Annotated in this window: 22 protein-coding genes; 11 read left to right on the top strand and 11 right to left on the bottom strand. The window is 69.2% G+C overall.

From position 1 onward, the window contains the following. The first annotated feature begins 69 nt into the window (after positions 1-69). Both K2W61_RS23410 and K2W61_RS23405 read left to right on the top strand, forming a co-directional pair. Positions 70-231, top strand: a complete 162-nt coding sequence (locus K2W61_RS23410; RefSeq protein ID WP_175139996.1) for a hypothetical protein — start codon at positions 70-72, stop codon at positions 229-231. A 44-nt stretch (positions 232-275) separates the two neighbouring features. Next, entirely contained in the window at positions 276-428 is a 153-nt protein-coding gene (locus K2W61_RS23405) for a DUF3309 family protein (protein ID WP_175139995.1), read from the top strand. A 29-nt stretch (positions 429-457) separates the two neighbouring features. On the opposite strand, the gene K2W61_RS23400 is transcribed toward K2W61_RS23405, so the two are convergent. Continuing rightward, on the bottom strand, positions 458-1,636 hold the full coding sequence (locus K2W61_RS23400) for a PepSY-associated TM helix domain-containing protein (protein ID WP_236756682.1): 1,179 nt from the start codon (positions 1,634-1,636) through the stop codon (positions 458-460). A 111-nt stretch (positions 1,637-1,747) separates the two neighbouring features. Between K2W61_RS23400 and K2W61_RS23395 the strand changes: the two genes are divergently transcribed. Continuing rightward, entirely contained in the window at positions 1,748-2,689 is a 942-nt protein-coding gene (locus K2W61_RS23395; RefSeq protein ID WP_175139993.1) for a 2-hydroxyacid dehydrogenase, read from the top strand. Positions 2,690-2,704: 15 nt separating this feature from the next. On the opposite strand, the gene K2W61_RS23390 is transcribed toward K2W61_RS23395, so the two are convergent. Continuing rightward, positions 2,705-3,544 carry a universal stress protein gene (locus K2W61_RS23390; RefSeq protein ID WP_175139992.1) on the bottom strand — a complete coding sequence of 280 codons (840 nt, stop codon included), beginning with the start codon at positions 3,542-3,544 and terminating at the stop codon, positions 2,705-2,707. 118 nt (positions 3,545-3,662) lie between these two features. Continuing rightward, on the bottom strand, positions 3,663-5,774 hold the full coding sequence (locus K2W61_RS23385) for an FUSC family protein (RefSeq protein WP_236756681.1): 2,112 nt from the start codon (positions 5,772-5,774) through the stop codon (positions 3,663-3,665). A 346-nt stretch (positions 5,775-6,120) separates the two neighbouring features. Here K2W61_RS23385 and K2W61_RS23380 point away from each other — a divergent pair, with 346 nt between their 5' ends. From K2W61_RS23380 to K2W61_RS23370, 3 genes are all read left to right on the top strand, one after another. Next, positions 6,121-7,026, top strand: a complete 906-nt coding sequence (locus K2W61_RS23380) for an EAL domain-containing protein (RefSeq protein WP_175139990.1) — start codon at positions 6,121-6,123, stop codon at positions 7,024-7,026. Positions 7,027-7,107: 81 nt separating this feature from the next. Continuing rightward, positions 7,108-7,290: a hypothetical protein gene (locus tag K2W61_RS23375; protein ID WP_175139989.1), complete on the top strand. Its 183-nt coding sequence runs from the start codon at positions 7,108-7,110 to the stop codon at positions 7,288-7,290. 117 nt (positions 7,291-7,407) lie between these two features. Then, a complete protein-coding gene (locus K2W61_RS23370) occupies positions 7,408-8,511 on the top strand; it encodes a DUF748 domain-containing protein (protein WP_236756680.1) in 1,104 nt (367 codons plus the stop codon). Position 8,512: 1 nt separating this feature from the next. Here the strand turns inward: K2W61_RS23370 and K2W61_RS23365 are convergent, their stop codons facing one another. From K2W61_RS23365 to K2W61_RS23350, 4 genes are all read right to left on the bottom strand, one after another. Further along, complete coding sequence (locus tag K2W61_RS23365) at positions 8,513-10,672, bottom strand: TonB-dependent receptor (protein WP_236756679.1); 2,160 nt, start codon at positions 10,670-10,672, stop codon at positions 8,513-8,515. A gap of 49 nt (positions 10,673-10,721) precedes the next feature. Continuing rightward, on the bottom strand, positions 10,722-11,126 hold the full coding sequence (locus K2W61_RS23360; RefSeq protein WP_236757107.1) for a DUF2946 family protein: 405 nt from the start codon (positions 11,124-11,126) through the stop codon (positions 10,722-10,724). Between the two features lie 69 nt (positions 11,127-11,195). Next, positions 11,196-11,909, bottom strand: a complete 714-nt coding sequence (locus K2W61_RS23355) for an MgtC/SapB family protein (RefSeq protein ID WP_175139985.1) — start codon at positions 11,907-11,909, stop codon at positions 11,196-11,198. Between the two features lie 97 nt (positions 11,910-12,006). Continuing rightward, positions 12,007-12,366, bottom strand: a complete 360-nt coding sequence (locus K2W61_RS23350; RefSeq protein WP_175139984.1) for a hypothetical protein — start codon at positions 12,364-12,366, stop codon at positions 12,007-12,009. A gap of 724 nt (positions 12,367-13,090) precedes the next feature. Here K2W61_RS23350 and K2W61_RS23345 point away from each other — a divergent pair. Further along, positions 13,091-14,656, top strand: coding sequence for a TerC family protein (locus K2W61_RS23345; RefSeq protein ID WP_175139983.1), 1,566 nt, complete (start codon positions 13,091-13,093; stop codon positions 14,654-14,656). 16 nt (positions 14,657-14,672) lie between these two features. Here K2W61_RS23345 and K2W61_RS23340 read toward each other — a convergent pair whose 3' ends face one another. Beyond that, positions 14,673-15,983 carry an ATP-binding protein gene (locus K2W61_RS23340; protein ID WP_236756678.1) on the bottom strand — a complete coding sequence of 437 codons (1,311 nt, stop codon included), beginning with the start codon at positions 15,981-15,983 and terminating at the stop codon, positions 14,673-14,675. Between the two features lie 255 nt (positions 15,984-16,238). On the opposite strand from K2W61_RS23340, the gene chrA reads away from it, so the two are divergent. Next, complete coding sequence (gene chrA / locus K2W61_RS23335) at positions 16,239-17,498, top strand: chromate efflux transporter (protein ID WP_236756677.1); 1,260 nt, start codon at positions 16,239-16,241, stop codon at positions 17,496-17,498. Between the two features lie 46 nt (positions 17,499-17,544). Here chrA and K2W61_RS23330 read toward each other — a convergent pair whose 3' ends face one another. Together K2W61_RS23330 and K2W61_RS23325 are read right to left on the bottom strand one after the other, a co-directional pair. Continuing rightward, complete coding sequence (locus K2W61_RS23330) at positions 17,545-18,339, bottom strand: enoyl-CoA hydratase (protein ID WP_175139980.1); 795 nt, start codon at positions 18,337-18,339, stop codon at positions 17,545-17,547. An 89-nt stretch (positions 18,340-18,428) separates the two neighbouring features. Continuing rightward, entirely contained in the window at positions 18,429-19,325 is an 897-nt protein-coding gene (locus K2W61_RS23325; protein ID WP_175139979.1) for a LysR family transcriptional regulator, read from the bottom strand. Between the two features lie 83 nt (positions 19,326-19,408). Between K2W61_RS23325 and K2W61_RS23320 the strand changes: the two genes are divergently transcribed. Next, a complete protein-coding gene (locus K2W61_RS23320; RefSeq protein WP_175139978.1) occupies positions 19,409-19,882 on the top strand; it encodes a DMT family transporter in 474 nt (157 codons plus the stop codon). A gap of 24 nt (positions 19,883-19,906) precedes the next feature. On the opposite strand, the gene K2W61_RS23315 is transcribed toward K2W61_RS23320, so the two are convergent. Next, positions 19,907-21,112 carry a multidrug effflux MFS transporter gene (locus K2W61_RS23315; RefSeq protein ID WP_175139977.1) on the bottom strand — a complete coding sequence of 402 codons (1,206 nt, stop codon included), beginning with the start codon at positions 21,110-21,112 and terminating at the stop codon, positions 19,907-19,909. A 100-nt stretch (positions 21,113-21,212) separates the two neighbouring features. Between K2W61_RS23315 and K2W61_RS23310 the strand changes: the two genes are divergently transcribed. Further along, on the top strand, positions 21,213-21,542 hold the full coding sequence (locus K2W61_RS23310; RefSeq protein WP_175139976.1) for an Rdx family protein: 330 nt from the start codon (positions 21,213-21,215) through the stop codon (positions 21,540-21,542). A gap of 314 nt (positions 21,543-21,856) precedes the next feature. Beyond that, entirely contained in the window at positions 21,857-22,006 is a 150-nt protein-coding gene (locus K2W61_RS23305; protein ID WP_175139975.1) for a hypothetical protein, read from the top strand. Positions 22,007-22,121 lie beyond the last annotated feature (115 nt).

Here is a 22,121-nt window from a genome sequence, read left to right as displayed (position 1 = left end):
TGCCTTGCCGGGCCGGGCACGCGGCTTGCTGAAGGAAACGTCGCAGCATCGCATCTAAAGGAGAACGCCATGCCAGACCAACTGCATATGCATGTTCCGCCCAAGCCGCAACCGATACCGCCGGGGTCGCCTCCCGGCGACCTGCCGGTCGATCCGGATACCGATGAGCCGGAGGTCGACCTGCCGCCGCTCGATCCTCCCGACAAGGAAAAAGTCTCCCAGGCCGACTGACTGGCAGTGACGGCCCGCCCACACCAAGAACAATCGGAGCAATCATGTCTACCATTCTGCTGATCATCCTCATCCTGCTGCTCATCGGCGCCGTGCCCGCCTGGCCCTACAGCCGTGGCTGGGGCTATTACCCCAGCGGCCTGCTGGGCATCGTGCTCATCGTGCTGATCGTGTTGCTGCTGACCGGGCGCTTGTAGCGGCGCGCGCCGCCCGCGGGTGGACGGCTTCAGTCCTGGGGCGCGGCGCGCGCGCGGGCCTGCGCCGCCTGCCGCCCGCGATGCTGCAGGCGGCGCCGGTTGACCCAGAAGATCACGCCGGTGACGAAGAAAAGCAGCGGCAACAGCCCGAGAATCGCGGTCAGGATACGCGTCGGCAGACCGTAGAGGCTGCCGGCATGCAGCGGGTACATCAGCGCCAGGAAACGCTGGGCCGGGGTGCCGGACAGGGGATCGGCCCGTGACACGGGCGCGCCGTCGCGCATGTCGATGAACAGGCGCAGGGTGCCGACCGGCTGCCAGTCGTCGGCCCGCCGCATCCGCGCCTGGTAGACGCCGCGCGCCGGATCGCGCCGCAACATCACCAGGCTCGCGCCGGCGGGGGCCAGCGCCCGCGCGCGGGCTGCCGCGCCGTCCCAGCCGATCTCCGGCTCGCCCGCGGCCAGCGGCGCGCGGGCCGCGGCCCGCCCATCGGGCGGCACGGACGCGACGCTGGCCACCAGTTCCCGGCCCAGTTGGGGCAGACCCATGAAAAACCCCGTGCCGGCCACCATCAATAGCAGCAGCGCCGACAGCAGGCCGGCGGCGCGATGCAACTCATAGCTGGTGCGGAAGGCGCTGGCGCCGCGCGTCACCGTGACCGAACGGCGCCAGTGGCCCGGCCTGGGCCAGGCGAGATACACGCCGCCGAGCAGCAGTGCCAGCCAGGCCAGGGCCAGCCATCCCAACACCGCGCGGCCGGTCTTGCCCTGCAGCAGGGTCTTGTGCCAGCGCAACAGCAGCGGCATCAGATGGGCGCGGTCGAGGGCCACGGCGTCGCGGTCGCGGGTGCCCAGCAGCAGACCGGTGCAGGCGTCCACGCCGGCCTCGTTAGCGGCCGTCCCGGCATGCGTGAACTGGACCCGGTAGCCATCGCCGGCAGCCTGGGGCAAGGTGATGGCCGTCAGAGCCGCGCCCGGCCAGGCCTGTTGCAGCGCGCGCGCGGCCGCCGAGGCAGGCAGGGGGGACGCGCAAGCGCCGGCGGTGTTGCGCAGCATGGACGCGTTGAGCCAGGCGTCAAGCTCATGGTCGAAAGCCAGCAGGCTGCCGCTCAGGCCGGCCAGCACCAGCACCCCCCCCAGGACCAATCCCATCCACCGGTGCAGGAATGACACGGCGGTGCGTAGGGACTTGCGCAACTTGGCTTTCATGGCGTGGTCGACAGCGGGACAGGCGAGTGGCGCGCAATTGTACCGAGGCGTAAGATCTGGCGGCATCTTTTTGGGTGCCAGCTGTTTTTGCCGTCTCCAACCCGCTGCAACATGAAAATTCCCCTCCTGATACTGATAGACAGCGTGCAGGATTTTCTGCCCGCCATCGAAGAGCGCGGCTTTCGCTGCATCACCGCCACCAGCGCTGACGCCCGCGCCCGGGCCATCCGCGAGCACGGGGGCGAGATCCGGGCCGTGCTGACGCGCGGCGCCACCGGTTTGCGCGGCGACGAAATGGCGGCGCTCCCCGCGCTGGAACTGGTCTGTTCACTGGGAGTGGGCTTCGAGAACATCGATCTGGCCGCGGCCCGCGCGCGTGGCCTGCGCGTGACTTACGGCCCCGGCGCCAATGCCACCTCGGTGGCGGACCATGCCATGGCGCTGCTGCTGGGCGCGGCGCGCCGCCTGCCGCAGGCCGACGCCTGGGTGCGCCAGGGCCATTGGAGTGGCTTCATGGGACCGCAGGTCTCGGGCAAGCGCCTGGGCATCCTGGGACTGGGCACCATCGGACGCGAGATCGCCCGGCGCGGGGCCCAAGGCTTCGGCATGACGGTCGGCTACTACAACCGGCGGCCGCGTCCCGATTGCGGCTATGCGTACTACGATAGTCCGCGTGCGCTGGCCGAAGCCAGCGACTTCCTGGTGGTGGCCACCCCCGGCGGCAGCGAAACCCGCCACCTGGTGGACGCGGCGGTGCTGGAAGCGCTTGGGCCGCAGGGTTATCTGGTGAATATCGCGCGCGGCAGCGTGGTCGATACCGAGGCGTTGATCGCGGCGCTGGCCGCGCGCCGGATCGCCGGTGCCGGCCTGGATGTGGTCGAAGGCGAACCGGCCGTGCCGCCGGCGCTGTTCGCGCTGGACAACGTGGTGCTGACGCCCCACAGCGCGGGCCGCTCGCCGGAGGCGATATCGGCAACGGTGGCGCTGTTCCTGGACAACGCCACCGCGCATTTCGCCGGCAGGCCGCTGCTGACGCCGGTGCCGCAGGACTGAGCGGCCGCCTTCGTCTCAGTGCGAGAACATGATCGGCACGGTCATGCTCGCGAGGATCGACGCGGTGGCGCCGCCCATGGCCCATTCGCGCAGCTTGCTGTGGCCATAGGCCCCCATCACGATCAGGTCGGCGCTATGGTCGGCCGCGGCATTCAGGATGGTGCTGCCCACGCCCACTCCCTTGATGTCGCGGCACACGTGTTCGGGCGCCGGCATGCCCTGGGCAACGCAATAGCTCGCCAGGTCCGCGAACGGCACCGCCGCTCCCTTGCGCGAGGCCGCGCCTTCGTCCATGGTCAGCACCACCAGATGCGAGGCCGCGCGCAGCAAGGGCGCGGCGTCGGCCAGCGCGCGCGCCGCTTCGCGGCTGCCGTCCCAGCAATAGAGCACGCGTTCGCCGATGACGGGGAAGTCGCCGCTGGAGGGCACCACCAGCACCGGCCGGCCAGCCGTCAGCAGTGTCTGCTCGACGAATTCGATCTCGTGCGCGGCCTCGATGTCGTCAGGGTTTTCCTGGCTTACGACGATCAGGTCGCTGGTGCGGCCGAGCAGCGCCACGCAGGCGCTGGGCGAGCCGTTGTCGACGCTGCGCACCGCGGCGGGCACGTCAAGCGCGGCGGCCGCTTCCAGGAAGGCTTTGTGCACGGCATCACGATTTTGCGTCTGCAAATCGCGGATGACGCTGAGGGTGCGCGAGAGCAACACCGATTCGCCGTAGTAGTACTGCGGGGGGGCCGAAGTGGCGTAGAGGCCGACCAGTTCGGCCTGGTGACGCCTGGCAAGCGCCAGGGCGACCTGGGTGCGGCGGGCACAATCGAATCCGTGATCGAGGTGAACGGAAATGCGGCGGTACATGGCGGCCTCCTTTATTGAGCTCGGTACCCCGTCATCGTTGCGCGTTCCGGGGTCAGTACCCTTGATGCACATCAAGTCCCCCGCAGTTTACCGGGGTTGCCGCAAGGAGACGGGCCTTTCAGGCCTGTTGCACCCGATCGCGCAGTTGACCCACCTGCCGCGCCTGCAGCGCGATGCGCTCCAGCGGGCCGGCCAGCGCCGGCGCGCCGCTGGCGAGCGCCGCCGGCAGCGCCAGCCGGCGGATGTCGATGGCCGGCGCGCCGGCCTGCGGATGCAGCGCATGCGCCAGCGCCAGGCCGTAGTGGCGCAGGACCGGCGCGGCGGCGCTGTCGGCCGGCAGCGCCGGCTGGATTTCGAGCACGGTGCCGGCGGCGGTGACGCGACGCATCGCATTGAGCAGGTTGACGGCGGTATCCACCTTGCGGTCGCGATGCACGGGATTCTGCTGCAGGCGCTGCAATGAGGCCTCGGCATTGTCCGCCGACAGGCACGCCTGGCGCCGCAGGCCAACGATGTCCTGGTCCGCGCCAGCGCCGCTCTTGGCGCGGGTCAGCGCCAGGATGTAGGCGGCGTGACGCTCGAGCGCGCGGCTGAGCGCGCCGGCCAATTGACGCGGCTCCTTCTCCGGCCACACCAGAAACCCCACCAGCAAGGCCAGCACGCCGCCCAGCACGCTGTTGAGGGCCCGCAGCGCCGCCAGCATCGGCTCGTAGATGTCGGGCTGCTGGATGTGGCTGACCAGCACGAACTGCGAGGTCAGGAAGAACGTGAAAAGCGCGTAATGGATGGTGCGCGCGGCAAAAGTCCCCAGGGCGATCGGCAGTACCGCCAGCGCCACCGACAGCGGCGTGCTCAGCAGCAACCCCAGCAGCGATGCCCCGATGGCCCCGGCAACGCTGCCGATCACGCGCTCGACCGTGCGCCGCCAGGTGGTGGCGAAGTAGGGCTGCAGAATGAATACCAGGGTCAGCGACATCCAGTAGCCATGATTGACCGCGAAGGTCTTCGAGAGCGCCACCGCGATGGTGGCGCCGATGCCGACACGCAGCGCGTGACGGAAAGCGTCGGACTCGAATCGCAGGTTCTGCCGCAAACTGCGCCAGGCCTGCCGGGCGGGCGAGACCGCCCGCGCGGCCCGGGCCGGCGCCGCCGGGGTGCCCGCTTCGTCGAACAATGCCTGCTTGACCGCCTGGGCGGTCTGCTGCAGCCGGTCCAGCACCGGCACCATGGTCGCCAGATCGGGGGCGTGGGCCATGGCGCCGCCGCGCAGCGCGTGCAGCCCGGCGGCGAAATGGGCCAGACGTTCGCGCAGGCAGTCGGCCTGCCGGATATCGGTGACATCGGAGGTGCTGGCGATGGCGTTGGCAACGCTGGCATAGCGATGCAGGGCATGCGACAGATGGGCGCCGGCGCCCCGTCCCAGCCAGCGCGGCGCATTCGCTTCGAGCAGGTCGGCCGCCGCCACCAGTGCGATGAAGCTGTCTTCGGCGCTGTCGAGCAGATAGAACAACTGTTGGGCGCGGGCGCGGCGCGACGGCCGCGCATCCTGCACTTCGCGGATGCGCGCGCGGGCCGCTTCCAGCGCGGCGCGTACGGCGCTGCGCTGGGGCCGGGTGACGGCGCTCCAGGCCTGCGGACCGGCCGTGGGCGCCAGGCCGGAATACATGCGCGCCAGGGCATCGGCAAAGTCGGCCAGCCCGCGATAGCAGTGCGCCACAGCATGGGTGGCATCCTTCCAGGGGCGCCGCCGCCACACCAGCGCGGTCATCAGGATGGCCCAGAGCGCGCCGGCCACGAAGAACAGGGTGTACGAAAGGCTGGCCGCCAGGGTCGGCGCCGGCAGTTCGGCCGCCACCACGAAGCCGGCCGACAACAGCGTGCCGACAATCGCCGCGGCCGGGCCGAGCACCCGCAGCAGGCCGCCGAACGTGCAGCACGCGAAGGTCAGCGGCAGCAGCAGCCACAGGTGGTGGGCGCTGGCGCTGGCCAGAAAGCAGAACAGCGCGCCGATCAGGCCCAGCGCCAGCATCGATCCGGCGCGTTGGCGCAAGGGGCCGCCGGGATCGCCAAAACAGGCCCAGAAGGCGGCGATGGCGGTCCAGCCCAGCCGTGGCTCGTGCGCCAGGACGGCAAGGATGACGGGCGCGGCGCTGATGGCGGCGGCTTGCAGGGCGTCCAGCCAGAGGACGTGGCGCGACAGCAGGCGCCAGCGGGAAAGCAGGGTAGTCACGCGGAAATGGAGCGGGCGATGAGGCGGAAAAGCCGCAACGCTACCATGTCGACAAGGCAAAAACGCGGCAATTTATCAGAGCGTCCGAATCCTGCGGTTTTCATGAATTTCAGCGCATAAATACCGCTGGTTACATCTGTGTGACTTTGGCGCCGCATGCGCGCACAATTGCCTGGAGTAAACAGGCAAAATCGCCTAAAAAAAGAGTGGCGATCGTATACGCTGGGTAGTGCACGGGGCGGCGGGCAGAAATGCCGCCATCGATTGTGAACACTCATGTCCAACGTGCCTCGCTCCGCGCCCGGACAGCGCGGACCACAGATCGAGGCGCTCCAGGAGCGAAGACATGACGCCAATCCACGAGGCATCCACGAGCTCGGTGGTGAGCGACGATGAAGTCGCTGCCATGATTACCGGCAAAGACGGCCTGCGCGTGCTGCTGCAACCGCAGGTCGATCTGTTGACCGGGCGCATTGTCGCGGCCGAGGCGCTGGCGCGCTGGCAGCATCCCCGGCTGGGCATCGTGATGCCGGCGGAGTTCATCCCCGCGGTCAACCGTCTTGCCCTGGATCGCACGCTGTTCGAACGGGTCGCGCAGCGGGTGATCGACATGCTGCAAACCATGCGGCGCGCCGGCATGGCGATTCCCATCGCCATCAACGCGCCGGCTTCGACACTGTCCGACGAGCGCGCGGTCGCCTTCCTGCTGGCGCGCATCCGCGCCGCCGAGCTGCCGGCCTCGCTGCTGCGGGTGGAACTGACCGAGGATCAGCCGATCCAGGAACTGGACGTCCTGCGTACTACCTTGATGAAGCTCGAAGAGGCCGGCTGCGAGGTCAGTCTGGACGATTTCGGCACGGGGCATGCATCGCTCAAGCTGCTGTCGGCGATCCCGCTGTCCGAGGTCAAGATCGACCAATATTTCGTCACCCGCATGCGCCGCAGCGCGGTCGCTTTCGAGGTGCTGCGCACCGCGGCGGAGTTGGCTACCCGGATGGGCTGGCGGGTGGTGGCCGAAGGGGTCGAAAACGTGGCCGACATTCCCGCCCTGCGTGCCGCCGGCTGCCGTTATGGCCAAGGCTACGCGCTGGGCCGGCCCATGGCGCTGGATGACCTGCTGATGCGTTTGCGGATTCAGCGCGACCGTGGCGAGCCGCTGGCGGCGCCGGCCAGTTATGCCTCGGCCTGGCTCGACGCCTTTGACCCTCAGGACGCCGAAACCCTCCTGCCCGCGCACGTCACCACACAATAGGGGCCGGTTCGGCGCCTACCCGGGCACGGCAATTGCTCAGGCATTTCTGGCGGAATGGTTCCGCCCTTTAGGAGACTTGCCATGACGAACCCCAATCAGCCCGATCAGCAGAAGCAGCCGCAGAAACAGCAGTCGCAGGAAAATCCGGCGCACCGCAACCAGCCGGATCAGCAGCAACCTGGCCAGGGCGGCCAGCAAATGGACAAGGACCGCAACCCGGGCCAGCAACCCGGTCAGGCCCAACGTCCGCAAACGCAGCGTTGACGCGCTGACGGCTCCTTGCCCGGCCTGCGTATCGACCCTTACGCGGGCGCAAGGGGTGAATGACGATGCTGCCCGCGCGGCTTTTCCCGCGCGCGGGCGGTGTCAACGGAATACGACATGAGCGATTCCCGCGCAGCGCCGCGACGCCGTTCGATCAAGGGAAAATGGCCCCTGATCGCGCTGGCGATCGTGGTGTCGCTGGCGGCGTTGGCCGGCCTCGGCCGCTATGTGGCGGAGCGGCGCATCGCCGGCCTGCTGGGTCCGCGGGCGCATGTGGGGCAGGTCAGCCTGGGGTTCGGGCAGGTCGTGTTGACCGATGTGAAGGTCGAGGGCGCCGAGGGCATGGCCGCGGCCAGCGCGCGGCGCGTGGTGGCTGAACCCGAATGGGGCTCCCTGCTGCGGCGCGTAACGGTGCTGCGCCGTATCAGGATCGAGCAATTCGACTTTGCCGTGGTGCGTGGCCGCGATGGCGACATGCGGATTTCGCCCGCATTGCAGGCCTCGCTGCGCGCGGCCGATGACGCCGGCGATGCCGCCCATCCCCGATCGCCGCTGCGGGCCGACGAAGTCATCCTGGACGGTGGCCGCCTGGAATTCGTCGACGAGGCTATTTCCACCCCCGCGCACCGCATCCCCTTCGACAATGTGTCGGCCAGCCTGCGGCCGTTGGCGTTGCCGGCCGCGGGGCAGCCCAGCGCGATGCAATTCCAGGGCTCCGTGCGCGACAATCGCGCCGGCGCAGCCACGGTGCGGGCGCGCGGCTCGTTGGTGGTGGGCGGCAGCGATGCCGACATGACCGTGGCGGTGCGCAACATGGACATCCGCTATGCCGCGCCATACCTCGCCGATAACGGCGCCGGCTCGCTCGCGGGCGGCACGATGGACCTGGACATGCGCACCCGCGTCACCGGGCGGCAGTTGAATGCCAGCGGCACGGTGGCCTTGCGCGACCTGCGATTCAGCGGTGATGGGTCGCTGTTCTCGCTGCCGCGCAAGGCGGTACTGGCCGCGCTGGAGAATCGCCACGGCACGTTGCGCATGGCATTCAAGCTTTCCGGCAGCCTCGACGATCCCAAGTTCTCGGCGTCGCGCGGGTTCGCCGCCCAGATCGCGCGCGGCTTCGGCCACGCCATCGGCGTGGGCGCCGAAGGCGCGGCGGGGGGCGTGGCCGGCGCGGTCAAGGACCTGGGCGACGCGATCTCCGATCTCTTCGATCCGTGAATCAGAAGCGGTAGTTCGCGCTCAGTTCCACGCGCCGGCCTTCACCCAGCAGCCACTGGGTCTGGTTGTAGTAGGCGGTTTCAGCGTATTTGCGGTCGAACACGTTGAAGGCGCGCAGCGCCAGGGTCAGGTCGCGGCGCGGATCCCACTGCAGGGCCAGGTTGGTGGTCGTGTAGCCGGCCATTTCGAGCCGGTTGGCGGCATCCGCATAGCGCTTGCCGACATAGCGCAGCCCGGCGCTGGCCGTCCATTGCGGCGCGAACTTCCAGCTGACCCAGGCATTGGCCAGGCGCTGCGGCACGTCGGCCGGCACATTGCCCGCGCGCGACACGGCGGCGCCGTTGACCGACTCGCTGAAGTCGTCATAGCGCGCCCGCAGCACGGCGGCGTTCAAGTCCAGCCGCCAGGCCGGCGTCAGCGCGACCGCCAGCGTCGCTTCCAGTCCGCGCGATGATTGCTCGCCCACCTGGATGCGCAGCGCGGGGTCGTTCGGGTCACGCGTCACCAGGTTGTTTTTGCGGATATGGTAGGCGGCCAGGGTCCACTGGCCCTGGTTGTCCCAGAAGGTCTGCTTGAGACCGATCTCGATCTGGCGTCCCTTGGACAGCTCGAAATCCTTGTTGGCGGGGGACAGCAGCAACAGGCTGCCGATGGGGTCGGCCGCCTCGGCGTATTGGCCATAGACGGACAGATTGGGCATCAGGTCGTAGACCGTGCCGATGCGCCAGCCGACGTTGTTGAAGCGGGTGTCGAAGGCTGTCTGGCCAGCCACCAGGTCGCGCCGCTTCAGGTCGATATGGTCGTAGCGCACGCCGCCCAGGACCGACCAGCGGCTGGTCAGCATCAACCGGTTCTCGGCGAACAGCGCGTATTGCTCGGCGGTGTTGCGATAGCGGGGCGTGGTGCCGGCGACGTTGATGAAGCGGCCATGGTCGACATCGTAGGGATCGACCAGCGAGGTGCCCGAGTAGGGCGAGTTGTTGGTGTGCTTGAGCGTGGCCCGGTTCAGTTCGACGCCCACCGCCACCTTGTTGGCCAGGCCGAACAGGTGGCCGTCGAAAGTGGCATCGGTGATGTTGCCGACCTGTTCCTGGTCGTGGCGGATGTCGGTATAGGCGCTGCGCTGGATCAGGCCGCTGGCCGGCTGCCAGGTGTAGTTCTCGGCATCGCGGTAGTCGCGGTCGCTGCCGATGTAGTAGAGGCGGCTGCGCACGCGCGTGCCGGAGTTGGGCGACCATTCGGCCTTCAGTTCGGTGCGGCTGTCGCGGTAGATGATCTTGCTGTCGGCCACGTTGTAGTTCTTGCCGCGCAGGCTGTAGTCGATGTCGCCATCGACCAGCGGCGTGCCGAAGTAGCGCGTCGGTTCCTGCCAGGCATAGGCCTGGGTCAGGGTGAAGTTCAGCTCGGGCGATACGTCCAGGCGCAGCGCCGCGGTGACCGCGACGTCGCGCGAATCGCCCAGGCTGATGCCCGAATCGCTGTGGTTGCCGCTGACGTCGAGCCGGTACGACCACTTGTCGTCCAGCGCGCCGCCGCTGCCCAGACCCAGGCGCTGCGTGTCATGGGTGCCGGCGGTGATCTGGATCTCGTTCTCGATCGGGCCGCGCGTGGGCTGCTTGGGGATCACGTTGACCACGCCGCCGATGGCGCCTTCGCCATACAGCACCGAGGCCGGACCGCGCAGCACTTCGATGCGCTCGACCGCCCAGGGATCATAGATGAAGGTCTGGCCGACGCCGCCGAACTGCCGCACGCCGTCGTACAGCATGGCCACCGAATTGGAGTCGGTGAAGCCGCGCGAGGACAGCGACGAGCCGCCGTTGCCGGGGTGACGCATGGTGCTGATGCCGGCGGCCTGGGTGATGGCGTCGGTGACGGTCACGGCGCCGCGCGCGCGCAGTTGCTGGTTGTCGATGATATCGATACTGGCCGGGGTTTCGCGGGGCGTCAGGTCCAGCAAGGTGCCGGTGCTGGCCGGGTCCAGCAGGGTGGTTGGCGCGGCGCTGCCGCTGACGGAAATGGCGGGCAGGGTGGCGACCCCGGCCGGCGCGGGCGTGGCGGGAACGGATTGGGCGTGCAGGGCGGGAGCGAAGGCGAGCGCGGCGCAGACGACGACACGCCGCGGCAGGACGCGTCGCGTCCCGGCGTTGGAAGGAAACATGGATATTCTCGGTAAGCCAAGGGAGCCGCGCGCGGGCGCGGCGCAACGATCAGCGGGATACCGGGAAGAGAGGGGGCGCGCGGGCGCCTAGTGGGGGGCCGGGCGGGGAGCCGTCGGCCACCGCTGGCGGCGCGCGCGCGGCCAGCGGATGCGTCATAACCGCAGCGGGGCCGGGCAGGGGCGTCAGCGCCGGCGGCAAGGCCACCGTCGCCAGCAGCGCGCCCATCGGGCAGGTCGCTGCCTGCGCCGCGTGGCGTTCGTCCGGCGCGCCGTCGCGCTTGGACGGACCCGCCACCCAGATGGGGCCGGCGGCCGAACACAGCTGGATCAGCGTGCCGCCGGGCTGCGCCGCCGGCATGAAGCCCGGCGGCACCAGCGCCTTGAGGGCGAACAGCGCCGCCACCAGCCAGAGGCAGGCGGCATGACGAGTGAGGCAGGGGAATGGGCGGCGCATGATCGGCGCCCATTCTAGGGCCAGTCGCCGCCAAAGGAAACCGGCGCGCGGCGGCGGCAACGGGCGGGGCTACACCGTGCGAGCGGCCCAGAACGCGGTGCGCACGCCCGGCGCCGCGGCGATGCGGGCAGTGACGCGGTCCAGGTCGAGCTCGTCGACGGAGGCTTCGCTCAAGGCCGCCTCGATCTCGACTTCGTTCTCGCCGAACTGGTCGATCTTCAGTTCCGACAGCGGCAATTGCTCGGCTTCCAGCACGTCCTCGAGCACGGCCATGGCGGCCTGGCGCTGGTCGAGGTGGGCAATGACGTGGATCACGGTGGTCACTTCCGTGGTCTGCGCGTCGACCGGCTGGCGGTTGATGTAGCTGACCACGGGGCGCAGCAGCGTGTTGGCCGCCAGCACGAACCCGGTGGCCGCGAGCGCTTCCAGAAGCAGCGAGGCGCCGGCGCAGGCGCCGATGGCGGCCGAGCCCCACAGCGTGGCCGCGGTATTCAGGCCGCGGATGCTGCCGCCTTCGCGCATGATGGCGCCCGCGCCCAGGAAGCCGACGCCCGACACCACATACGAGATGACGCGCGCGCCGCCGTCCGCGCCGCCGACGCGGAACGCCATGTCCACGAAAATGGCCGCGCCCACCGCCACCAGCGCGTTGGTGCGCAGCCCGGCGGTGCGTTGGCGGTATTGGCGCTCGAAGCCGACGATGGAACCCAGCACGAAGGCCGCGGCCAGGCTGATGAGGGTATTGGCCAGCGTCAGCAGTTGGATGTTTTCGAAGTTCTTCATTTTGTTCTCGCAATCGGCCAGCGCAGCAGCAAGGCCGCCACGCGCGCGATGAGCAGGCATTTGTACGGGCCTTACATGACAGGCGCTTTGCCGTGGTTCAGGCCGGCAGCACGGCGATGCGGGCGCCGTCCGCGCTTTCCCAATGGATCCGGCGCACATCGGGGCTCTGGCCCAGGCGCAGGGCAATGGCGTTGAGCGGGCCGCGCAGGGGCGGCGGGCAATGCAGCGTGACGGTGGTGCTGGCGAGCTGGCCGGCCTCCTGGCGCGAGATGCGTACGCTCAGCACGCGCAGGTCCAGTGCCTGCAATTCGCGGTACAGCTGTTTGCGCAGTACGTTGAGCGTGTCGGCGAGGCTGACGATGGTGAACTGGTAGGTCACGGCCGCCGGGCGTGCCGCGCCGGCATCGCGCACGGTGGCGGCGCCGTCCAGGAAGGGCAGGAATTTCTTGATGCGCATGATCGTCTCCTTGGGGGAGTACGGTGGAAGGTCCACATGCGTGCGCCGCAGGGCCGGGCGGCGCGTGGCAAGGCACGCGGCGGCATCGGCAAGCGGGTTAGGGGATGGGTCCGGACCGGGGCAGCGGGGCTGCCGGAGCCGGAGGCCGCGTCCTGGCTTTACGCAGGACCCGGCAGGCAAGGCTGCGGAGGTTCCTGCGTCAAGCGGCGCAAGCAGTCGTGTATCGACTACATCCGTCGTTGTCCACAATGGTCTCTGGGGGTTGAAAGTGCCGCGATTATAAAAAGGAACTAGGGAAAACACCAAGAAGAAAATCAGACTGTGCGACGGCTGCGCGCGCCACGCGTTGGCCGTGACTACGGTTCAGGTATTATTCAGCTTGTTGAAAGAATGAGAGCAAGGCGGAACCCGCCCGGTGCTTGCCCGCCAGCACCGACGGTTTCGCCATCTATGACCGACGAGCCTCCTCCTGCCAAGGCGCCGCTGCCGCAGCGGCGCCCCTGTCTTCCCTTCAGCCGGCTTCCGGCTTCCGGCCGTTTGCGGCCGTCTGCCCCCGCGCCCGGCGCCGCGCCCACGCCGCGCATAGGCGGCCGGGCGCCGCCCCCCGTTGTGCGCCAGCCCCTCGCGGCCTGGCGATCCCGCCCGCTCTCTTGCCCTTCGTCGCTGGCGACGGACCCCGCCTGCCGGGCGCCTGTCCGCGCCCGAACCTTTTTGTGGAATGTTGATGATCTTTGACTGGATGTCCGACCCGACCGCCTGGCTTGGCCTGGCAACGCTGGTCATTCTTGAAATCGTGCTGGGTATCGACAACCTGGTGTTCATCGCCATTCTGGCCGACAAGCTGCCGCCGGCGCAGCGCAACCGCGCCCGCCTGATCGGCCTGACGCTGGCGATGGTGATGCGGCTGGGCCTGCTGGCCAGCATCGCCTGGGTGGTGACGCTGACCGCGCCGCTGTTCACGCTGTTGGGCGCCGAGATCTCGGGGCGCGACCTGATCCTGATCCTGGGCGGCCTGTTCCTGCTGTTCAAGGGCACCATGGAACTGCATGAGCGGGTCGAGGGCAGCAGCGGCCACGACACGGGCCAGAAGGTCCAGCACGCGGTGTTCTGGCAGGTGATCCTGCAGATCGTGGTGCTGGACGCGGTGTTCTCGCTGGACTCGGTGATCACGGCGGTCGGCATGGTGCAGGATCTGAGCATCATGATGATCGCGGTGGTGGTGGCGATGGCCGTGATGATGCTGGCCAGCCGGCCGCTGATGGGCTTCGTGGCGCGCCACCCGACCGTGGTGATCCTGTGCCTGGGCCTGCTGCTGATGATCGGCTTCAGCCTGGTGGCCGAAGGCCTGGGTTTCCACGTGCCCAAGGGCTACCTGTATGCCGCGATCGGCTTCTCGATCCTGATCGAGCTGTGCAACCAGCTGGCGCGCCGCAATCGGGCCAAGGGCACGCACGCCCTGGGCCGCCGCCAGCGCACCGCGCAGGCCGTGCTGCGGCTGTTGCGCGCCGGCCGGGGCGGCCCGGCGCCGCAGCAGGCCGACGAAGTGGTGGCGCTGGTCGACAGCGCGGAGGGGGAGCCGGCTTTCGCGCCCGAAGAAAGCTCGATGATCGAGCGCGTGCTGGCGATCGGCGCCCATGACGTGCGCGCCATCATGGTGTCGCGCGGCGACATGGTGTGGCTGGATGTGGCCGACACGCCCGACCTTATCGTGCGCAAGTTCGCCTCCGGCCACTCGCGCCTGCCCTTGTGCGCGGGTGATCCGGCCAATGTGCTGGGCGTGCTGCATTTCAAGGACGTGCTGCCGCTGTTGCAGAACCCGGGGCCGATCGACCTGGTGGAACTGGCGCGCGAGCCGCGCTATGTCATGGAAACCACGCCGGTGCTCAAGGTGCTGGAGGAATTGCGCGCCTCGCGCGACCACATGCTGATCGTGGTCGACGAGCACGGAGTGTGCGAGGGTCTGGTGACGCCGATGGACGTGTTGACCGCGGTGGCCGGAGAGCTGCCGGAACATGCCGAGGCCCCGCCCGAGGCGCTGCAATTGTCGGATGGCTCGTGGCTGCTCGACGGCCGCCTGGCGCTGGCCGAGGCGGCGCGGCTGCTGGAGGCGGCGGAGCTGGCCGATGACGCGGGCGATGCCACGCTGGCCGGCCGCCTGCTGCGGGCCGAGGGCCGCATTCCCGAGAGCGGCGACGTGATTGCGTGGCGCGACTGGCGTTTCGAGATCACGCGGCGCGACGGCCTGCGCATCGACCAGATCCATGCCCGGCGGTCCGAGGCCGCCGCCTAGCGCCGCGCGGACCGGATCAGTCCGCCGCCGGCGTCGACAGCCAGCGCAGGACGAAGCGCGCCCCGCCCAGCGGGCTGTGCTGCACCTCGATTGTGCCCCGGTGGCTGAGCGCGACGCGCCTGACGATGGCCAGCCCGAGGCCGGCGCCGCCGGTGCCGCGGTCGCGGCTCTCGTCCAGGCGGATGAAGGGTTCGAAAATTCGTTCGCGGTCGGCCGGCGCGACCCCGGGGCCGTCGTCGTCCACGATCAGCTCATAGCCGCCGACCGGGCAACTGCGCAACGAGATCTCGATGCGCCCGCTGGCGTAGCGCACCGCGTTCTGTACCAGGTTCAGCAGGGCCCGGCTCATGTAGCGGGGATGCAACTGCACGTGGGCCGGCAAGCCCTCGCGCACGTGGCAGCGTACGCCGCGGGCATCGGCCTGGTGCGCCACCTGCGCCAGGGCCTCGCCCAGCCAGTCGCGCACATCCACGGTCTCCTGCTTGACGATGTCGTCGGTCGGCCGTTCCAGCCGCGCATAGACCAGCAACTCGTCGACCATGGCTTCGAGTTCGCCGATGTCGGCGCGCATATCCTGCAGGATGTGCGCGCGGCGGGACTGGAATTGCGCCTGGCCCAGCATGTCGACCTCGAATGACAGGCGCGCCAGCGGCGTGCGCAGTTCGTGCGACACGGCGTTGGTCATGCTGCGTTGGTTGTCGACCAGCGCGGCGATGCGCTCGGCCATCTGGTTGAAGCTCTCGCCGACGTGGCGGATACCGGAAAAGTGCGACAGCCGCACGCGCACGCCGAGATCGCCCTGGCCCATGCGCAGCGTGGCGTTGCGCAGCGCGTCCAGGTCGCGCCATACCGGCAGGGCCCACAACAACAGCAGCACGACCGCCAGCACCATGCTGAGCGCCAGCCAGGCACCCCAGGTGATCCATTTTTCCAGGGCCGGTTCGTCCGGCAGGCGCATTTCCAGCCATTGGGGCGGGTCCCCCGGCAAGGGCGCCAGATAGGTGTTGTATTCGTCGCGCATGATGAAGCCGCGCGTGGCCAGGTCCCGCCGTTCCTGGTCGGTGGCATCGACGCGCTCCGGCGTCAGCAGTCGGAGTTCCAGGCCGTAGTGCGGCCGCAGCGAATCGCGGATGAAGGCGGCGCGGGATTCGGGCTCTACCGGATCGAGTTCCTTGTGCAGGGCATACATCTGTCCCCGCACGGCCTGATAGGAGAGGTCGGCGCTGATCGATTCGAGCAGATAGCCCAGGCTGCGGTTCACCAGTTGTGAAGCGGCGATGTAGGCAATGGCGGCGACCACGAAAATGCGGATCGTGAACTTGAGCATGCGGGTATTCCTGTGGGCGCGAGGGCCGCACATCCGCCAGCCGGGCGCTTCGATCCATCGTGGTGGGCCGGCAGATGCTACAGATCGCCCAGTCGCCGATCCGACGGATTTTGTATTGAATTTGTGAAAATTCTTGTAGTGATTTGCCCGAATCGGTCCGACCGGACGATTGAAACGCCCGCGCTGCCCGGCTATAAGCTTGGGAATGGCGCGCCACGATCCCGGGGCCGCCGCTGTCTTCGAGTGCTTTCCTTCATGTCGCAGCCACCGCCTTTCCATGATGAACGCGTCGCCAGCAGGCCGGCCGCCAGTGAAACCATCCCGGCCGCGCGCGGTTCCTGCGCGGAGGTGTTCCTGGCCTTCCTGCGGCTGGGGCTGACCGCCTTTGGCGGACCGGTGGCCCACCTGGCGTACTTCCGCGAGGAATTCGTCGAGCGGCGCCGCTGGCTTGACGACTATGCGTTTTCCGACCTGGTCGCGTTATGCCAATTCCTGCCGGGGCCGGCCAGCAGTCAGGTCGGCATGGCGCTGGGCCTGCGGCGGGCCGGATGGACCGGCATGGCGGCCGCCTGGCTCGCGTTCACGCTGCCTTCGGCGCTGGCGATGATTCTGCTGGGCCTGGGATTGGCCCGGTTCGGCGGGCTGGCGGGCGCGCCGGCGGTGCATGGACTGAAAGTGGCGGCAGTGGCGATCGTCGCCCAGGCGGTGTGGGGCATGGGGCGCTCACTCTGTCCGGACCGGCCGCGCGCGGCGCTGGCCATCGTGTCTGCCTTGATCTGCGTGGCATTGCCGACCGCGCTGGGGCAGATGGGGGCCATCCTGTTGGGTGCGGTGGCCGGCGCCGTGCTGCTGCAAGTGCCGCCGCGGCCGCTGCTGTCGAACCGGACGCAGGGCGCTTCGCGTACCGCTGGCTATGTCTGCCTGGCGCTGTTCGGTCTGACGCTGGCGGCGCTGCCGCTATGGGCCCATCTGTCGGGCACGCCGCTGGCGGCACAATTGGCGGGCTTCTACCGCGCCGGCGCGCTGGTGTTCGGCGGCGGCCATGTGGTGCTGCCCTTGCTGGAAACGGCCGCGGTCGGCGGGGGCATGGTGCCTGGGGCGGAATTTCTCGCGGGCTACGGCATCGCGCAGGCGCTGCCGGGGCCCCTGTTCACCTTTGCCGCCTTTCTCGGCGCGGCATCGTCCGGCCCGGTGGCGGGGTGGGCCGGCGGCGTGCTCATGCTGGTGGCGATCTTCCTGCCGGGCGCGCTGCTGGTGGCGGCGGCCCTGCCGTTCTGGGAGAGCCTGCGGCGGCGCCCGGGTGTGCGCAACATGGTGGCGGGCGTGAATGCGGCGGTGGTGGGCATCTTGCTGGCGGCGCTATACGACCCGGTCTGGACCCAGGCGGTCCTGACCAAGGCGGATTTCGGCCTGGCGCTGGCGTTGTTCGGCCTGCTGGTCTATGCGCGCTGGTCGCCGCTGTGGGTGGTGCTGGCCGCGGCGGCGGCAGGCTGGGGGCTGGGCTGGCTGGCGTGAACCCGCCAGCGCGCCGTCACGCGGCGGGCGCATGCCGCAGCCGCCCTCACTGGCGCCAGCGCGGCGCGCGCTTCTGCAGGAAGGCATCGATGCCTTCAGCGGCGTCTTCCTCCATCATGTTGCGCGCCATGACCTCGGCCGCGTAGTCATAGGCCTCCGCTTGCGGCATCTGGCGCTGGGCGTAGAACATGCGCTTGCCGTAGCGGATCGCAGCCGGGCTCTTGGCCACGATGACGTCGACCAGGGCCCGCACGCGCGCGTCCAGTTCGGCGGCGGGAGCCACATCGTTCAGCAGGCCCCAGTCCAGCGCCTGCGGCGCGTCGATGAAGCGGGCGGTGACGAGCATCTCGAAGGCGCGCTTGGCCGACACGTTGCGGCTGAGCGCCACCGCGGGGGTCGAGCAGAACAGGCCGGCGTTGATGCCGGACACGGCAAAGCGCGCATCGTCGGCGGCCACCGCCAGGTCGCAACTGGCCACCAGTTGGCAGCCCGCCGCGGTAGCGATGCCGCGCACCTTGGCGATGACCGGCACCGGCAATGCCTGCAGGCCCTGCATCACGCCGCCGCACTTGCGGAACAGCGCCAGGTAATAGTCGAACGATGGCTGGCTGCGCATTTCTCGCAGGTCGTGGCCGGCGCAGAAGGCGCGCCCGGCGGCTTCCAGCACCACGCAGCGCAGCGACGGCTCGCGCGCCAGCGTGTCGATCTCGGCGCGCAACGCGTCCAGCAGGCCTTCGGACAGGGCATTGAACTGGGCAGGACGGTTCAGGCACAGCGTGGCGACGCCGTCGCTCAAGGTACGCGTCAACAGGGGGGCTTGCGCCGGGGAATCGAGGGCCATGACATCTCCGGGAAAAGGGCGATGCCTCGATAGTAGGCCAATGGCGAGGCGGCGCGCGGGCGGTCGTTCGCCGGCGCCGGAATCAGCGGTCAGGCCAGCATCTGGCTCAACAGGCCGCGCAACCACCCCAGGCCGGCATCGCCATCGGCGCGTTCGTGCCAGATCATCTCGAACGCCAGCGGCTCGATCGGGAAGGGCACCGGCGCCACGGCCACGCCCGGCGGCGCCAGGTCGAGCGTGCGCCGCGCCACCGTCAACACCAGGTCGGTGCCGGCCAGCGCGGCGGGCGCCGCGGTCCAATGCGGCAGGCGTAACGCAACGCGGCGCGCGTGGCCCAGCCGCGCCAGCGCGGCATCCACTTCCGCGGCGCGCTGGTCCTGGCTGGCGGCAACCAGCACGTGTGGCCGCGCCAGATAGTCTTCCAGCGTGGCCGGCACGCCCCGGCCGGCATCGGCCGCGCACACGAACCCCTCGTGAAACAGCACGGCGCGGCGGATGTCGGCCGGCGTTTCGCCGAATACCGACAGCGCCAGATCGAGCTGGCCATCGGCCACGCCGGCAATCATGCCGCCGCGGCTGGCGTAACTGATCTCCAGGTCGATGCCGGGGGCCTCGCGTCGCAGGCGCCGCATCAGCGGCGGCAGCGTCACGCTGGCGCCGTAGTCGGACATCGCCAGCCGGAAGGCGCGTCGGCTGGCCGCCGGCTCGAAAACCGCGCCCGCCAGCAGGCGACGCACCTGGGCCAGCACCTCGCGCAGCGGGGCTTCCAGCGCCAGCGCATACGGCGTTGGCCGCAGGCCGCCACGGGCGCGATGGAACAGGGGATCTCCCAGCAACAGCCGCAGCCGCGCCAGCGCGTGGCTCATGGCCGGTTGGCTCATCGGGAGGCGGGCAGCCGCGCGGGTCAGGTGGCGTTCATGCAGCAGGGCATCGAGCACGACAAGCAGGTTCAGGTCGATGGCCCGCAAATTATTCGTTGGCTGCATGTTGAATAGGCAAAAATCGAATTGGATTAAACGTTTTGCGAATATGAGAATAACGCCAATTCCTCATGAATCGGAGTCTTGCCATGAATTCCTCGACGCTTTTTGCCATCCCCGCCGCGGTCCTGGCCGGTGCGCTGGTGCCGGTCCAGGCCGGCGCCAATGCCGCGCTGGGGCGTCATCTGGGCCATCCGTTGTGGGCCACCATGGCATCGCTGGCGATCAGCGCGGTCGCGGCCATGGTGGTGATGGCGTTGCTGCGGGTGCCCGCGCCCAGTTTCGGCGACATCGGGCAACTGCCCTGGTGGGGCTGGAGTGGCGGGTTGGCCGGCGTGTTCTACATCACGGCGGCGCTGATCTTGGCGCCACGCCTGGGGGCCGGCGCTTTCCTGGCGGCGGTGATCGCTGGCCAGATGCTGGCGGCGTTGCTACTGGATCGTTATGCGCTGGTGGGCTTCGCGGGTAGCGCGCTCAACCCCGGACGCGTGATGGGCGCCGCCCTGATCGTCGGCGGCGCTTGGCTGATGCACCTGTCGAGCGCGCCGCGCGCGCCGGCCTGAGGCGCAGGATCGCCAGGACCGGCTTCAGCGCGCGGACGCGGCCACACGCCGCGCCATCACGCCCGACAGGCACAGCAGCGGCGCCACGATCAGCACGCCAATCAGGCCCATCGCCGCCTGTGGCGCCACGCCCCGATCCAGTAGGGCGGTGGCGATGACGGCCGAGCCGCTCATCTGGAACAGGCCGTAGACCGCAGCGGCGGTGCCGGCGCGTTGCGCAAAGGGTTCCAGAGCCAGGCTCAGCGCCGAGCCCAGCGCCAGCGAGAAGCCGACCGTCAGCACCACCACCGGCAGCATGAATATCCAGGCGGCCGCCGGGGCCCAGCGCCACGCGGCCAGATGGAGCAGCGCGGCCAGCAGCAGCGCCGCCATGCCGACCCGCAGCATGGCGTAGCGGCCGAAACGGGCGATGAATACGGGAGCCAGGAAGAACGCCGCGATGTTGATGGCGGCGTTGCCGCCGAACCAGGCGGAAAAGCCCAGCTCGCCATAACCCAGCTGCTGCACCAGCACCACCGGCGCGGCGGACACGAACACCAGGATCATCGCCATGCCGGCCATGCCGAACACGGCGAAATACAGAAAGCGGCCGCTGGCGACGATCGGCGCGTAGCGGCTGGCGCTATACAAGGGGGTGCCCACGGCGGGCGCGGCGGCGCGGGTCTCCCGAAAGCGCCAGGCAAGCAGGAAGGTCAGCGCCAGGGCGAACAGCGCCATGAAGACGAACGTGCTGCGCCAGCCCGCGTGCAGCGCCAGCGCGCCGCCCAGCATCGGCGCCAGCGCCGGCACGGTGCACAGCGCGCCATTCAGGTAGCTGTACACCCGCGCGCCCACCGCGGGGCTGAAGCGGTCGCGCACCGCCGCGAAGGCCACCAGCGATGCCGAGCAAGCGCCCAGGCCCTGGATCACGCGCGCCACGTAGAACAGCTCCAGCGAAGCGGCCGCGGCACCCAGCGCCGAACCGGCCAGGTAGGCCAGCGCGCCGCCCAGCGCCACCGGTCGGCGGCCGTAACGGTCGGCCAACGGACCGATCAGGATCTGGCCGATGCCGACCGAAAAGATGAACAGAGTGATGCTGCTTTGCAGCGCATTGATCGGTTGGCCAAATCCGGCCGCCATGGCGGGCAGGGAAGGCAGGTAGATGTCGATGCCCATCGGCGTCAGGGTGACCAGGCCCATCAGGAGGCCGATCAGCCAGCGTTGGCCTTGGGGCGATAATGCAGACTTCATTGGCAGGCTCAAGGCGCATGCGCGCCCGGAAAAACCTGGCATTATCCACCACTATCGCCCGCCGCCGCCCAGGCATGGCGGGCCTGGAATGATCCGCGTCATGTCCACCGCCACGCTCCGTCCTCGCATCGTCATCCTCTACTGCACGCAATGCCAATGGTTGCTGCGCGCCGGCTGGATGGCCCAGGAACTGCTGTCCACGTTCGCCACCGACCTGGGCGAAGTGGCGCTGCAGCCCGGCACCGGCGGCGTCTTCCAGATTACCTACGAGGGCGAGTTGATCTGGGATCGCAAGCGCGACGGCGGCTTTCCCGAGGCCAAGGTGCTCAAGCAGCGCGTGCGCGACCGGCTCGATCCAGGTCGGCCGTTGGGCCATATCGATGGCCATGGCGCGGCGCCGGGCGATGCCGGCGCCGCGTCACCAGAATAGTCAGGCCCCGCGGAGGGGCGCCGAGCCTCTGCCGGGCCCATCCGGATACATTGCAAGCATTCAAAGTGCTTGCAATATCAGTCATTTAAGACTAAAATGATTGATTCGTCGTGCAACAATCCGGCATTTTTCTGCGCGACCCCGCGCCGCGCTGCCGGTTGGCAGCACGCCTACGCCGACGACCCCAGGGCCACGCCCTGGCGCCCGTTCCTGATGCTTTTCCCGCATTTTTCCGCCAGCATCCCCGGGCGCGCTGGTTACCCGAGTCGTGCGCCTGCGCGGGGCAGGCCGACACCGCACACAGGAGTACGCACATGTCCCAACCAATCAGCAAGAAGACGCGCTTCGAGATTCCGCCGCTGAACTGGAAGGCACCCGACACCCGTCCGGATCCTGAAACCACCTCCCGCCCGGCGCCCGCCGAACCGGCTCAGGAGCGCAACGCCGCTCGCACGCCGGCCTGACCCCAGCCAGCAAAAAAGCGCCGCATCGATCGTGAACTGCCTGCCCGGGTAGTTGGACGGTTGGAAGCGGAGCCCCAAGGCCCGAGCCCGGTATTGCGCCGGGCCCGGGCCTTTT

Source organism: Achromobacter pulmonis (genome assembly GCF_021733725.1).
GTDB lineage: Bacteria > Pseudomonadota > Gammaproteobacteria > Burkholderiales > Burkholderiaceae_B > Achromobacter > Achromobacter pulmonis.
The sequence above is the reverse complement of the archived record's forward strand: the minus strand, read 5'-3'. Positions and strand labels throughout refer to the sequence as shown.

Bases quoted from the DNA above. Each gene is read 5' to 3' on its own strand.
- K2W61_RS23410 (WP_175139996.1), top strand. From the start codon at position 70: ATGCCAGACCAACTGCATATGCATGTTCCGCCCAAGCCGCAACCGATA.
- K2W61_RS23405 (WP_175139995.1), top strand. From the start codon at position 276: ATGTCTACCATTCTGCTGATCATCCTCATCCTGCTGCTCATCGGCGCC.
- K2W61_RS23400 (WP_236756682.1), bottom strand. From the start codon at position 1,636: ATGAAAGCCAAGTTGCGCAAGTCCCTACGCACCGCCGTGTCATTCCTG.
- K2W61_RS23395 (WP_175139993.1), top strand. From the start codon at position 1,748: ATGAAAATTCCCCTCCTGATACTGATAGACAGCGTGCAGGATTTTCTG.
- K2W61_RS23390 (WP_175139992.1), bottom strand. From the start codon at position 3,544: ATGTACCGCCGCATTTCCGTTCACCTCGATCACGGATTCGATTGTGCC.
- K2W61_RS23380 (WP_175139990.1), top strand. From the start codon at position 6,121: ATGACGCCAATCCACGAGGCATCCACGAGCTCGGTGGTGAGCGACGAT.
- K2W61_RS23375 (WP_175139989.1), top strand. From the start codon at position 7,108: ATGACGAACCCCAATCAGCCCGATCAGCAGAAGCAGCCGCAGAAACAG.
- K2W61_RS23370 (WP_236756680.1), top strand. From the start codon at position 7,408: ATGAGCGATTCCCGCGCAGCGCCGCGACGCCGTTCGATCAAGGGAAAA.
- K2W61_RS23365 (WP_236756679.1), bottom strand. From the start codon at position 10,672: ATGTTTCCTTCCAACGCCGGGACGCGACGCGTCCTGCCGCGGCGTGTC.
- K2W61_RS23360 (WP_236757107.1), bottom strand. From the start codon at position 11,126: ATGCGCCGCCCATTCCCCTGCCTCACTCGTCATGCCGCCTGCCTCTGG.
- K2W61_RS23355 (WP_175139985.1), bottom strand. From the start codon at position 11,909: ATGAAGAACTTCGAAAACATCCAACTGCTGACGCTGGCCAATACCCTC.
- K2W61_RS23350 (WP_175139984.1), bottom strand. From the start codon at position 12,366: ATGCGCATCAAGAAATTCCTGCCCTTCCTGGACGGCGCCGCCACCGTG.
- K2W61_RS23345 (WP_175139983.1), top strand. From the start codon at position 13,091: ATGATCTTTGACTGGATGTCCGACCCGACCGCCTGGCTTGGCCTGGCA.
- K2W61_RS23340 (WP_236756678.1), bottom strand. From the start codon at position 15,983: ATGCTCAAGTTCACGATCCGCATTTTCGTGGTCGCCGCCATTGCCTAC.
- chrA (WP_236756677.1), top strand. From the start codon at position 16,239: ATGTCGCAGCCACCGCCTTTCCATGATGAACGCGTCGCCAGCAGGCCG.
- K2W61_RS23330 (WP_175139980.1), bottom strand. From the start codon at position 18,339: ATGGCCCTCGATTCCCCGGCGCAAGCCCCCCTGTTGACGCGTACCTTG.
- K2W61_RS23325 (WP_175139979.1), bottom strand. From the start codon at position 19,325: ATGCAGCCAACGAATAATTTGCGGGCCATCGACCTGAACCTGCTTGTC.
- K2W61_RS23320 (WP_175139978.1), top strand. From the start codon at position 19,409: ATGAATTCCTCGACGCTTTTTGCCATCCCCGCCGCGGTCCTGGCCGGT.
- K2W61_RS23315 (WP_175139977.1), bottom strand. From the start codon at position 21,112: ATGAAGTCTGCATTATCGCCCCAAGGCCAACGCTGGCTGATCGGCCTC.
- K2W61_RS23310 (WP_175139976.1), top strand. From the start codon at position 21,213: ATGTCCACCGCCACGCTCCGTCCTCGCATCGTCATCCTCTACTGCACG.
- K2W61_RS23305 (WP_175139975.1), top strand. From the start codon at position 21,857: ATGTCCCAACCAATCAGCAAGAAGACGCGCTTCGAGATTCCGCCGCTG.